Source organism: Rhodococcus sp. B10, assembly GCF_011770055.1.
GTDB lineage: Bacteria > Actinomycetota > Actinomycetes > Mycobacteriales > Mycobacteriaceae > Rhodococcoides > Rhodococcoides kyotonensis_B.
This window is the reverse complement of record NZ_JAAFYV010000008.1, coordinates 49,296-61,061: the sequence shown is the minus strand read 5'-3', so window position 1 is coordinate 61,061 and position 11,766 is coordinate 49,296. Positions and strand designations below refer to the sequence as shown.

Genomic DNA, 11,766 nt, shown 5'->3' with positions numbered 1-11,766 from the left:
TCGCTACGAAGCGCGACGCCTCACCTTAAACGCCTCGGTCACCAACGGAATCTGCAGAGGAAGCCGCGCGAGCAGTGCAGCTTTGACAGCGGGGGACGTGGTACGGCTGAGCACGTGGCGGCGGGCGAGGTCGAGATTGGCCGGGAACACGGCGACGAACAGTGCGGCCGCGAGCGTGCCGCCGACACGACGCGTACGCGGGACCGCCAGTGCCGCAGCGACACCGAGTTCCGCGACGCCGGACACGTAGGTGTACGTGCGAGCCTCACCGGGCAGGAAGGACGGTACCTGCATGTCGAAGAACGACGGCGTCGCGAAATGAAGTACCCCGGCTCCGCCCAGCAGCACCGCGAGACGCACGGCAGGTGCCCTGCTCTTGTCCTGTGTCATGGGGTACACCGTGCCACATCGTCATGGTCCACGAAGTCCGCGACGGTGTTTCGTCGCGCCTGGCGTCGCGGTACGGCAGAAGAGGGCTACGCTGCCAGCCGTGGACAGTCTCGTACTAGGTAGGCGACGTGGCAGGTAGATTGCGTGCTCGCTTGAGCGCCGGTGACACCTTGACGGAGCGGCCGGATTTCGCGCTCGTCGGTGTTCTTCGGGTTCCCGAACTGCAGAGCAGCCCGTGGCGCGCCATCTATCGCCGCATCCTGATCGCGCTCGCCGCGCTGCTCGTCGCCGCGCTGATCGTGTATCTCGACCGTGACGGATACCGTGACGCGCAGGACAACGAGCTGTCGTTCCTCGACGCGCTGTACTACGCGACGGTGTCGTTGTCGACCACCGGCTACGGCGACATCACCCCGATCGCGCCGTCGGCGCGTCTGGTGAACATCCTGGTCATCACCCCGCTTCGAATCTTCTTCCTCATCTTGTTGGTCGGCACGACGCTCGCAGTTCTGACCGAGCGGTCTCGACAGGCATTCAAAATTCAGCGATGGAGGCGCACCGTGCGCAATCACACCGTGGTCATCGGTTTCGGAACCAAGGGCCGCACCGCCGTCGACGCGATGCTCGGCGACGGCGTCGCCGCGTCGGACATCGTCGTCGTCGACACCGATCAGGCGGTCCTGGACTCCGCGTCGAACATGGGTCTTGTGACCGTGCACGGTTCCGCGACCAAATCGGATGTGTTGCGGCTCACCGGCGCACAACATGCGGCGGCCATCATCGTGGCCACCAACCGCGACGACACCGCGGTGCTCGTGACGTTGACCGCGCGTGAGATCGCGCCGAAAGCGAAGATCGTCGTCGCGATTCGTGAAGCCGAGAACACGCACCTGCTGCGGCAGTCCGGCGCCGACTCGGTCGTCATCTCGTCGGAGACAGCAGGTCGACTGCTGGGTATCGCAACGTCGACGCCGAGCGTCGTCGAGATGATCGAGGATCTGCTGACGCCCGAGGCAGGCTTCGCCATCGCCGAGCGCGAGGTCGAGCGCGACGAGGTCGGGGGCTCACCTCGACATCTCACCGACATCGTGCTGGGAGTGGTCCGCGGCGGCAAACTGTTCCGCGTCGGATCACCGGAAGTCGACGCGGTCGAAGCCACGGACCGGTTGCTGTACATCCGACGTGTGGGGGAGTGACGACGCACGAATCCGGCACGTCGCCCGTCCGCGATAGTGTCTTCACCGTGCCACGTTTCGAGCTTTCCCAGCCTCCGCTGCTGTCGCGTTCTCCGTTGCACAGAGCGGAAGAACTACGTAGAGACACCGCGGCGCTGCGTGCAGGCTGGCCGACCGCGCGCGTCATCGAACTCGATCACCGAGGTCAGCTGCGCGTCGACGAGTCCGGCATCGTCTACACGCCGGCCACCGATATCTCGGCGGAACCTGCACTCGACGCGGTGTTCCTCGGCATTCACGAGGATCGCCATCTGTGGGCCAAGCGCGTCGGCGTTCTCACCGGCAAGCTGGCAGACTTGCGTAGCTTCGCGGAGTACCTCGACGCGACCGAACTGTCGATTCTGACGAGCGCGCTCGCGATCCTGAATTGGCACGCGGGGGCGAGTTTCAGCGCTCTCGACGGCGCCGCCACGACGCCGTCGGCCGCGGGATGGTCACGCACGAGCACGTCGAACGGACACGAGGAGTTTCCTCGCACCGACCCGGCGGTCATCTGTCTGGTGCACGACGGCGCGGACCGGGTCCTGCTCGCCCGCGCGCCCGCATGGCCCGAGCGTCGTTTCTCGGTGTTGGCGGGTTTCGTCGAGGCGGGCGAGTCTCTGGAAACCTGCGTTGCGCGCGAGATCAAGGAAGAGGTCGGAATCACGGTGTCCGACATCACGTACCTCGGCAGTCAGCCCTGGCCGTTCCCACGATCGATCATGGTGGGTTTCTCCGCGATCGGCGATCCCGACGAGCCTCTCGAGTTCGTCGACGGCGAGATCGCCGAGGCGTTCTGGTTCGACCGTGCAGAGGTCCAGGCCGCACTGAAACTCGGAGACTGGGCCGCCGACGCGGACTCCCGACTGCTGCTGCCCGGCTCGATCTCGATCGCCCGAGGAATGCTCGAAGCCTGGGCCGCCGCCGCGTAGGCGGGCGACGACGGCGTTCACGCAGTAATCAGAGAGACAGCGCCTGCTTGACGGCGGCCAACGACGGGTTGGTGGCCGTCGAACCGTCGGCGAACCTGACGGTCGGGACGACATGGTTCCCGCCGTTGACGCTGCCGACGAACTCCGCGGCCGCGGGGTCCTGCTCGATGTCGATCTCGTCGTAGGCAATTCCTGCTTCGTCGAGTTGCGTCTTCAATCTGCGGCAGTATCCGCACCACGTGGTGGAGTACATGGTCAGTGCTGCGGCGTTCTCGGTAGTAGTCACGCCACCAGTCAACACGTCGACCGTGGTGGTTGTTCCGTCGCGGTCGACGCCGCTCGACCGGTCGCGGGTGTTGTCGGCACCCCCTGACATGATGGTCGGCATGCCAGTGGACTCGATGCTCGCCGGGTTGGATCCCGAACAGTCCGCTGCGGTCTCGGCACCGCGTGGGCCCGTGTGCGTACTTGCAGGCGCCGGAACAGGCAAGACGCGCACCATCACGAGGCGCATCGCGCATCTGGTGTCCGCGGGCCACGTTTCCGCAGGCCAGGTACTGGCGGTGACGTTCACTGCCCGTGCTGCAGGAGAGATGCGTGGGCGTCTGCGTGAGCTCGGTGTCGGCGGAGAAGGACCGCCGGTTCAGGCCCGCACGTTCCACGCGGCAGCGCTTCGGCAACTGAAATACTTCTGGCCTCAGGTCGTCGGAGACACGGGATGGCAGCTGCTCGATCGGAAATTCGCGCTGGTCTCCCAGGCCGCGCACCGCGCGGGCGTGTCGACGTCGACGGACGCGGTGCGTGACCTGGCGGGCGAAATCGAGTGGGCCAAAGGCTCGCTCGTCGCGCCGGAGGACTACGCGGCCATCGCGGCCCGCGTACGACGTGAAGTTCCCATGGACGCGGGCAAGGTCGCGTCGGTGTATGCGGGGTACGAGGACCTGAAGACGCGCGGTGACGACGGCTTCCTGCTCGACTTCGACGACCTACTGCTCCACACCGCTGCCGCACTGGAAGAGCACTCCGCGGTCGCCGACGAGTTCCGCGAGCGCTACCGGTGCTTCGTGGTCGACGAATACCAGGACGTGACGCCGTTGCAGCAGCGTGTCCTCGACGCGTGGTTGGGGGAGCGTGACGACCTGACCGTCGTCGGAGACGCCAATCAGACCATCTACTCGTTCACGGGTGCGACGCCGCGCTACCTCCTCGACTTCTCGCGTCGCTTCCCGGATGCGACGGTCGTACGCCTCGAACGTGACTATCGTTCGACGCCGGAAGTCGTATCGCTGGCCAACCGGGTCATCGGTGCCGCGCGGGGACGTATCGCCGGAACGCGACTGCAATTGATCGGTCAGCGGCCCCCGGGTCCGGAGCCGGAGTTCACCGAGTACGACGACGAACCCGCCGAAGCAGACGGCGTCGCCCGGGCGATCAAGCGCTTGATCGCCAAAGGCGTCGAACCCGCCGAGATCGCCGTGCTGTATCGCATCAACGCGCAATCCGAGGTGCACGAGCAGGCGTTGACCGACGCGGGTATTCCGTACCAGGTTCGCGGCGGGGAAGGCTTCTTCAACAGACCCGAAGTACGCCAAGGTATTTCGGCATTGCGCACTGCGTCCGGCCGCGACGACCTACCCGAGGAATCGAAGTCGGGTGCAGGCCTGCCGTCGCTGGTGCGTGCCGTGCTCGCGCCGCTCGGGTTGACGGCCACGGAGCCGACCGGTGCCCAAGCGCGGGAGAAGTGGGCGTCACTCGGCGGTCTCGTGCAGGTCACCGAGGAGTTGATCGGTCAGGACCCCGAGCTCGATCTCGGTCGTCTGCTGCACGAGCTCGCCGCTCGTGCCGAGGCGCGTCACCCACCCGTCGTGCAGGGCGTGACGTTGGCATCGCTCCACGCGGCCAAGGGCCTCGAATGGGACGCGGTGTTCCTCGTCGGGCTCGCGGACGGCACGCTGCCCATCACGCACGCGCTCGGCAACGACCCCAGCGCCGACAACGAGGCGGCCGTCGAGGAAGAGCGTCGACTCCTCTATGTCGGCGTCACCCGCGCTCGTGAGCACCTGCAGCTGTCGTGGGCACTGGCACGCAACCAGGGTGGCCGCAAGTCGAGGCGCAGGTCGCGGTTCCTCAACGGGTTGATTCCGGACGACTCGCCCGCGTCGCGCATCGCAGCGCCTGCAGCCAAGAAGTCCGGCCCCAAGTGCCGCCTGTGCGGTAAGCCGTTGATCGGAACGGGCGCCACCATGCTCGGGCGGTGCGAGTCACACCCGTCCGACGTCGACATCGCGCTTCTCGACGCGTTGAAGTCGTGGCGTCTCGACAAATCGCGCGAGATGAAGGTCCCGGCGTACGTCGTCTTCAGCGATACGACGCTCACGGCCATCGCGGAGCAGCAGCCGCAGGACGACCGTGGGCTCGTCGCCATTCCGGGTATCGGTGCCAAGAAGTTGGAGCGGTTCGGAGAGGACGTTCTCGCCGTCGTCCGGGAATCGTCGACCAGGTAGTCGAAGTGGTGCCTCGATGACACGAAACCGCAGGTAGAAAATAACTTGTGCGGTGTCGATCACGGGGTTTAGTCTGTTTTCACCGCTCACGGGAAGCCGCGAGCATGCAGTGTGTCCGTGTCGAGTCGAGATGAGGAGGTGGAGAATCGTGAAGAATTCGATCGTTGCCCAGTACGCAGGCGTTGTCGCTGCTGACCTGTCCACGTGGATGGTTCAGGATTCCGCTCACCTCCTCGCGTCCGGTCGCGTCGCACCCGCAGCAGCCAGCACGGCTGTCGTAGGCACCGCCGCGTTCGCCGGCACCGCAGCAGCAGCGAAAAGCGCAATTCCAGCTACACGTCTCCGCCGCGCATACAGCGCGTCCGTGATCGACAGATATCGAGAGCATTCTCGGTAGACCACGTCGATTCAGCCACCACAGGCCACGGACCCGCAGACGCGGACCGTGGCCTTTTTCGTTCGATGAGTCCCCTCGGATTCGAACGTTCGGCCTCCGGGTTCGCACCAGTTTCAGAAACCGTGAATACGCCGCACGAAAAGTAGAGGAGACCGACGTGTCAACCGCCACGATCCGGACGACATGCCGATTCGAGACCGAGAACACCACCGCGACAACGGTTTCGATCACGTCGCTGACCATGGGCGCGCAGCGCGGAACACGCCCCGCCGACGAGATGGCCGTTCCGTGCCGAGCGGCGGATCCCGACCTGTGGTTCGCCGAAACCCCGGGGGAACTCGAGCAGGCCAAGGCACTGTGTGCCGACTGCCCGATCCGCCGGACCTGTTTGAGCGCGGCCCTCGATCGGGCCGAGCCGTGGGGCGTGTGGGGAGGCGAGATCCTCGATCAGGGTGTCGTCATCGCACGCAAACGCCCGCGTGGCCGCCCCCGTAAGAACAGGGCCGATCAGCAGGTTGCGTGATGCGAGTCCACTTGTGATGCCCGGCTTTTCGACGACGATCGGGAAGATCAGACGTCGTCGGTGAAGCCGGGCATCCATTCCGTCAGGATGGCCATGTAGGGGGCGTACGCGTCGAGCTGCGCACAGATGCCGACGAGACCTCCGAGTACCCGGAAGATCATGATGTGTTCGGCGGGCATGTTCAGAGCTCGCGCCGTTCGGAACTGCGCGCTGTCGAAGTCGGCTGCTGTTCCCGCCGCTTTCTGTAGCCACGACCGAGTGAAGTGGAAGGAATCCGTGCGGATCGGGTCCGTGAACGGGCGCAGATAGTCCGCGATCTCCTTCGCGGTGACCGTCCGGCCGGGAATGACGAATCCGCTCTCCACGCACAGTGCGACCAATTCGTCGAACCGTTCCTCGCGTGCGAGTCGCACCATCCTGCCCAGAACGGGAGGTAGCCCGTTCGGCATCGGCGCCGTAGCTCCGAAGTCGATGACGCCGAGGCGTCCGTCGGGCAGCAACATGAAATTCCCTGGATGCGGGTCCGCGTGCAGCAGACCGGCGCGAGCAGGCGCAGCGAACGCGAACAGCGCGAGCAGGGCGCCTGCGTCGTTGCGCTGGTCGGCGGTTCCCGACGCGATGATCGACGACAGGGGGGTACCCGTCATCCATTCGCTGACGAGCACCTTCGGAGCACTCGCGACGACACGGGGAATCGCGAACTGTGGGTCGTCGGCGAACTCTTTCGCGAATGCGCGCTGACTGTCGGCCTCGATGCGATAGTCGAGCTCGTCCTCGGTCCGTGCGATCAGCTCGTCGAGCACGGGCTTGACGTCGGCGCCGGTGAAGATCGCGCTGAAGGTGCTCGCGAAACGTGACATCGTCTTCAGATCCGCGCGCAGTGCGTCGTCGGCGCCCGGGTATTGAATCTTGACGGCGACATCGCGACCGTCCGTCCACACCGCGCGGTGGACCTGCCCGATACTCGCCGATGCGACAGGGGTGTCGTCGAACGACTCGAACCGTGATCGCCAGGCCGTGCCCAGCTGGCGATCGAGCATGCGATGAACCTTGGCTGCCGGCAGTGGCGGCGCGGACGACTGAAGCTTGGTCAGTGCTTCCCGATACGGCTCGGCGAACTCCTCCGGAACGGCCGCCTCCATGACGCTCAGCGCCTGGCCGAACTTCATTGCGCCGCCCTTGAGTTCGCCGAGAACCGAGAACAGTTGTTCGGCGGCCTTGGCCGCGAGATCCGAGTCGATCTCCTCGCGATTGCCACCGGCGAGCTTCTTGCCGAAACCGACCGCGGCCCGTCCTGCGATACCGATGGGGATTCGAGCGAGCTTGGCGGTTCGGGCTGATCCCCGACGAGGAATGTCTGGCACGTACCCATCATGGCTGACGGACGACCATCTCGCCCATAGTGCAGGTAAGAGCGCCGGCACTCGGACGAACGCCCGTCATTCGTGCGCGCAGTCGCACCTGGGGTGGCGGGACCATCGCCGCGTCGTCGTACGGTTCGACGCGAGGTCGATCTCGAGCGTCGTGTCGATCATCGGCGTCGAGTCACGCTTCGTGCAGGCGTCGATCTGAGCCAACGCGAACGCCGCGGTGGCGAGAACGGTCGGTCCGCTCGCGTCTCCCGTGCGTCCGAGCAGCTGCGCCGACACGTAGGGCCACTGCGGATCCAACGCGCTGCGGGTGAGTTCCAGACAGCGGAGGCACGTCGATACTCCGGGTAGGACGAACGGCCCGACGATCCCGACCCCGTCGCGCAACCGAATCTGCAGATGGGGGGTGCGCGTCGCAGCCAGCGCCGTGATCGTCTGCGGGTCCGCCACGAGATCGTCCGCGAGCACGACGAGATCGTTCTGCCAGTGGCCCTCGTCGTAGCGCAGAAGACGACGAGGAGGGTTCGACGATCGTGTCACGGCGATCGTCGACGCGGTGAGACCGTGCTGGACGGCGTCGGCGAGCGGGCCACGTCCCACGATGTGCAGTGTCGACACTCGAGGTTCGGGGGTTGTCGCGCAGTCGACGAGAAGCCCGAACTCGGCGAGTTCGGCCAGAAGCGTGGATGTCGTGGGCGCGGACATTCCCCGCGTTCCGGCGTACCAGACGATGTTCGCTCGCGAGGCTTTGCCGTCGAGGCGGGACAGAACGTCGAGGACGACGTCGGGCGGCACGGTGGGAAGAGCCGTGAGCACGTACGAGCGATCGGGATTCAGCCCGAGCCGGATGGAGCCGTCTCGGAGGACGAACGCGCCGACACGCAGTTTCGGTCTGCGCACGAGTGCACCTATGGACATGAAAGAACGATGACACGGTGGTGCTCGGCGTTTCCGCCCTACGACACGAGTTGTCCACAGGCAGCCAACCCGCTGACCTGGCATTCCATCGAAAAAGAGGGGTGGATCCGACAACGTCGGATCCACCCCTCTTCTTCCTGCGATCAGGCCTGTTCGTCGCCGCCGTCGCGCTTGTCGCGTTCGGAGCGTTCCTGCTCCTCCGTCGCCTTCAGCATCGCGATGGGATCGTCGAACTCGCTGGTTCCGCCGCCGACGACACCGTCGATGAACGATGCCGGATCGTCGAGGTCGGACGACGTCGGAAGCAGGTCCGGGTGGGCCCACACGCCGTCGCGTCCGTCGATGCCTGCCGCTGCAGTCAGTCGGCGCCACAGTTCGCTGGCTTCACGAACGCGACGAGGACGCAGTTCGAGGCCGATGAGTGTCGCGAACGTCTGCTCGGCCGGACCGCCGGACGCGCGCCTGCGGCGGATCGTCTCGCCCAGCGCCACGGCACCGGGGAGTCGTTCGCCGAGAGCGTCCGCGACGACGACCTCGACCCATCCCTCGACGAGGGCGAGCATGGTCTCCAGACGTTCGAGTGCCAGCTTCTGCTCCGGGGTGGTCTGCGGTTCGAACGCACCCTGCTGGAGAATCTCCTCGATCTTCGACGGGTCCGTCAGCGACGCCGGATCCAGTCCGGACGCCGCTTCCTCGATCGCCGAGAAGTCCATCTTGATGCCACGCGCGTACTCCTCGACGGTCGCGAGCACCCGTTGACGCAGCCACGGAACGTGGCTGTAGAGACGCTGGTGGGCGGCTTCACGTGCGGCAAGGAAGACGAGGACTTCGCGTTCGGGCTGCTCCAGCCCGTCGGTGAAACTCGCGATGGCGTCGGGAAGCAACGCGGCGACACCGCTGGGCCCGAGCGGAATTCCGATGTCGGTCGAGGTCAGAACCTCTTTCGACAGCTGCCCGAGCGCCTGGCCGAGCTGCGACCCGAACGCCATTCCGCCCATCTGCGTCAGCATGCCCATCATGGGACCGGCCATCTGCTGCGCCTCGGCGGGCATTCCGGACGTCCACATGCTCGAGATCTGGGCTGCCACCGGGTCGCACAGACGCTTCCAGGTGTCGATGGTGTTGTCGAGCCAGTCGCCCGGCGTCCAGGCAACGGTGCGCGACGCACCCGCGGGAAGCGTCGTCGATCCGTCGAGCCAGAGCTCGGCGAGATGTGCCGCGTCGGCGATCGCGTCGGTCTTGCCGGCCGACACGGGAGACACCGTGCCGATCTGCTGTCGGGCGAGCTGGGTGGCCAGGTCGTAGTTCACCGGGCCCGCGCCCGCGGAACCCGCGGTGCCCATGCCGCTCAGCATCTGACCGAACTGTGTGAGCATCTGGCCCAGCGCGGCGGGGTCGAAGCCTTCGGCGCCGAAGCCGAAGCCGCCCGGCATGCCGGCCTGGCCGCCGTCTCCGCCCTGATCCTTCTTCTTGTCCGGATCGTCGTCGGGGCCCTGAAAACCGAAATTGCTCATGGTTCAACGGTACAAGGCATGCAGGCCGGTGGCACCGCTGGTTCTCACGCTGACCGCGAACACGATTGCCGCTGCGAAACACCGCCTGGCACGCCAGTGGGAGGGGTCTCACATCCGCTGCACAGACATCGGTTCTAGTCTTTGTCGGGTGAATCGTAGGATCGCCACTCTCGTGGCCGCTCTCGTGCCGGTCGTCGTACTCGGCGTCGCAGGAACCGTCGTCACCGTCCCGTTCGCTGCGCTCGGCCCGGGACCCACCTACAACACTCTCGGCGACGCGGACGGTCGCCCGGTCGTACAGATCGACGGCACCGACGTCGACCCCACCACCGGGCATCTGAACATGACGACCGTGGCGGTCCGCGACCAGTTGAACATCTTCGAGGCGTTCGGCTTCTGGGCGAGCGGACGGCAGGGCCTCGTTCCTCGCGAAGAGGTGTACCCGCCGGACAAGTCGAAGGAAGAGGTTCAGCAGAGCAACCAGGCGGACTTCGAACAATCCGAGGACAGCGCCGAACTCGCCGCACTGCGACACCTGGGCTATCCGGTGGTGCTGACCGTCGGAACCGTGGCGCCCGACGGTCCTGCCTCGGGCTTGCTGAACGAGGGCGACCGTGTGGTGTCGATCGACGGCGCTCCGATCGACACCGTCACGGGGGTGCGCGACGTCGTCAGCGCCCACTCTCCGGGCGACGTGATCGTCGTGCGGGTGTCCACCGACGGAGTCGAACGCGACGAGTCCGTCACGTTGGGCGCCCGGCCCGACGACGCCGAGAAGGGGTACCTCGGTGTGACACCGACCGAGGAACCCGACGTTCCGTTCGACGTCACGTTCAACCTCGCCGACGTCGGCGGGCCCTCGGCGGGCTTGATGTTCAGCCTCGCCGTCGTCGACAAGCTGAGTCCGGGGGAGCTGAGCAACGGTGAGTTCGTCGCCGGCACCGGCACGATCGCCGACGACGGGGCGGTCGGACCCATCGGAGGCATTCCGTACAAGTTGATCGCCGCGCGTGATGCGGGTGCGACGACATTCCTGGTGCCGTCGCAGAACTGCGACGAGGCCAGTGCGAACACGCCCGACGGTCTGCGTCTGGTGAAGGTCGACTCACTCGACGGCGCGATCGACGCGCTCGAATCGATCGGAGCGGGCGGCGACGCGCCGTCGTGCAGCTGACCGCTTGCGAATCAGGCGGCGTCGTCAGTCATCGGATTCGTTGTCGAAAGTCGCGTACAGGGCCTGCACGATGTTCGGCGCCAGATCCTCGTAGGTGAGCAACTCGGCGGCACCGAACGGGTCTGCGTCGTCGTCGGGCTGCATCTGCAGCAGTGCCAACGACGGACCGTCCTTGACGACGGCCGCGATCAGACGGCCGTCCTTCCGTTCGGGATGCGCGTGTGCAGTCAACCGGGCGGCCTCGTCGGCTGCGTCGCGATCGGCGAGCAACGGCGTCAACGCCTCGTCGAGGTCGGACTCCGCCGTCGGCGGCAGCACGACGATCTCCTGAACGAGCGCGCAGCCGACGACGCCGTCGGGCCAGCTGGTGGTGGCGAGAAATTCCTCGAGCGCGGGTGAACCGCCCTCGATGTCCTCGGGAAGCGAGTGCTGCTGGATCGGCGTCAACGCCGAGCCGTCGGCGATGTCGTCGAGCAGGCCCGGCTCCGCCGCGGCGAGGACGGACGTCGGCACGAGGGCGAAGATCTGCGGAGATTGGCCCCACCCCTCGGCGTCGACGAAATCCGCGACCTCGCGCGCACAACGCGCGAGTGCCGCCTCGAGCTCGTCGGGGCTCATGTCCATGTCACTGCCGTCGAATCGGTGGTCGTCGAAATCGCTCACCTGCTCATCCTCGCATCGACGTGCCGATCGACGTCCCCCGGCCACTGCCGACAGGACGGGTGTGGCCGGGCGACCGAGCGGTTCCGTACAGTGGTTCACAAATCGGACAGGCGACGCACGTTGTGCGTCGCCGAAGCCATCTGCGGTACACGCTGTATCGCCCGAAG

At 66.3% G+C, this 11,766-nt stretch carries 12 protein-coding genes; 6 read left to right on the top strand and 6 right to left on the bottom strand.

The window, feature by feature from the left end; translation table 11 throughout:
- Window positions 1-3: 3 nt before the first annotated feature.
- On the bottom strand, window positions 4-390 hold the full coding sequence (locus RhoFasB10_RS07470) for a hypothetical protein (RefSeq protein ID WP_068421426.1): 387 nt from the start codon (window positions 388-390) through the stop codon (window positions 4-6).
- Window positions 391-518: 128 nt separating this feature from the next.
- On the opposite strand from RhoFasB10_RS07470, the gene RhoFasB10_RS07465 reads away from it, so the two are divergent.
- On the top strand, window positions 519-1,586 hold the full coding sequence (locus RhoFasB10_RS07465; RefSeq protein ID WP_068421423.1) for a potassium channel family protein: 1,068 nt from the start codon (window positions 519-521) through the stop codon (window positions 1,584-1,586).
- A 47-nt stretch (window positions 1,587-1,633) separates the two neighbouring features.
- Window positions 1,634-2,536: an NAD(+) diphosphatase gene (gene nudC, locus RhoFasB10_RS07460; RefSeq protein ID WP_068421612.1), complete on the top strand. Its 903-nt coding sequence runs from the start codon at window positions 1,634-1,636 to the stop codon at window positions 2,534-2,536.
- A gap of 28 nt (window positions 2,537-2,564) precedes the next feature.
- On the opposite strand, the gene RhoFasB10_RS07455 is transcribed toward nudC, so the two are convergent.
- Complete coding sequence (locus RhoFasB10_RS07455) at window positions 2,565-2,789, bottom strand: mycoredoxin (RefSeq protein ID WP_167675872.1); 225 nt, start codon at window positions 2,787-2,789, stop codon at window positions 2,565-2,567.
- A gap of 124 nt (window positions 2,790-2,913) precedes the next feature.
- On the opposite strand from RhoFasB10_RS07455, the gene RhoFasB10_RS07450 reads away from it, so the two are divergent.
- The 3 genes from RhoFasB10_RS07450 (at window position 2,914) to RhoFasB10_RS07440 (ending at window position 5,960) form a co-directional block, all read left to right on the top strand.
- The gene (locus tag RhoFasB10_RS07450; protein WP_068421420.1) at window positions 2,914-5,040 is read left to right on the top strand and encodes an ATP-dependent DNA helicase UvrD2; all 2,127 of its coding nucleotides are present in this window, start codon (window positions 2,914-2,916) and stop codon (window positions 5,038-5,040) included.
- 148 nt (window positions 5,041-5,188) lie between these two features.
- Window positions 5,189-5,437: a hypothetical protein gene (locus tag RhoFasB10_RS07445; protein ID WP_068421417.1), complete on the top strand. Its 249-nt coding sequence runs from the start codon at window positions 5,189-5,191 to the stop codon at window positions 5,435-5,437.
- 241 nt (window positions 5,438-5,678) lie between these two features.
- Complete coding sequence (locus RhoFasB10_RS07440) at window positions 5,679-5,960, top strand: WhiB family transcriptional regulator (protein ID WP_114331607.1); 282 nt, start codon at window positions 5,679-5,681, stop codon at window positions 5,958-5,960.
- A gap of 47 nt (window positions 5,961-6,007) precedes the next feature.
- Here the strand turns inward: RhoFasB10_RS07440 and RhoFasB10_RS07435 are convergent, their stop codons facing one another.
- From RhoFasB10_RS07435 to RhoFasB10_RS07425, 3 genes are all read right to left on the bottom strand, one after another.
- A complete protein-coding gene (locus tag RhoFasB10_RS07435; protein ID WP_068421411.1) occupies window positions 6,008-7,324 on the bottom strand; it encodes an AarF/UbiB family protein in 1,317 nt (438 codons plus the stop codon).
- A 75-nt stretch (window positions 7,325-7,399) separates the two neighbouring features.
- Window positions 7,400-8,248: a hypothetical protein gene (locus tag RhoFasB10_RS07430; protein WP_068421408.1), complete on the bottom strand. Its 849-nt coding sequence runs from the start codon at window positions 8,246-8,248 to the stop codon at window positions 7,400-7,402.
- A 143-nt stretch (window positions 8,249-8,391) separates the two neighbouring features.
- The gene (locus RhoFasB10_RS07425; protein ID WP_167675830.1) at window positions 8,392-9,762 is read right to left on the bottom strand and encodes a zinc-dependent metalloprotease; all 1,371 of its coding nucleotides are present in this window, start codon (window positions 9,760-9,762) and stop codon (window positions 8,392-8,394) included.
- Window positions 9,763-9,910: 148 nt separating this feature from the next.
- On the opposite strand from RhoFasB10_RS07425, the gene RhoFasB10_RS07420 reads away from it, so the two are divergent.
- Entirely contained in the window at window positions 9,911-10,936 is a 1,026-nt protein-coding gene (locus RhoFasB10_RS07420; RefSeq protein WP_068421402.1) for a PDZ domain-containing protein, read from the top strand.
- 24 nt (window positions 10,937-10,960) lie between these two features.
- On the opposite strand, the gene RhoFasB10_RS07415 is transcribed toward RhoFasB10_RS07420, so the two are convergent.
- Entirely contained in the window at window positions 10,961-11,560 is a 600-nt protein-coding gene (locus tag RhoFasB10_RS07415) for a PPA1309 family protein (RefSeq protein WP_068421609.1), read from the bottom strand.
- Window positions 11,561-11,766: the final 206 nt, after the last annotated feature.

Excerpts from the sequence above, each read along its gene's own strand:
- RhoFasB10_RS07430 (WP_068421408.1), bottom strand. The coding sequence starts at position 8,248 with ATGTCCATAGGTGCACTCGTGCGCAGACCGAAACTGCGTGTCGGCGCG.
- RhoFasB10_RS07440 (WP_114331607.1), top strand. The coding sequence starts at position 5,679 with ATGGGCGCGCAGCGCGGAACACGCCCCGCCGACGAGATGGCCGTTCCG.
- RhoFasB10_RS07470 (WP_068421426.1), bottom strand. The coding sequence starts at position 390 with ATGACACAGGACAAGAGCAGGGCACCTGCCGTGCGTCTCGCGGTGCTG.
- RhoFasB10_RS07415 (WP_068421609.1), bottom strand. The coding sequence starts at position 11,560 with ATGGACATGAGCCCCGACGAGCTCGAGGCGGCACTCGCGCGTTGTGCG.
- RhoFasB10_RS07455 (WP_167675872.1), bottom strand. The coding sequence starts at position 2,789 with ATGTACTCCACCACGTGGTGCGGATACTGCCGCAGATTGAAGACGCAA.
- RhoFasB10_RS07425 (WP_167675830.1), bottom strand. The coding sequence starts at position 9,762 with ATGAGCAATTTCGGTTTTCAGGGCCCCGACGACGATCCGGACAAGAAG.
- RhoFasB10_RS07450 (WP_068421420.1), top strand. The coding sequence starts at position 2,914 with ATGGTCGGCATGCCAGTGGACTCGATGCTCGCCGGGTTGGATCCCGAA.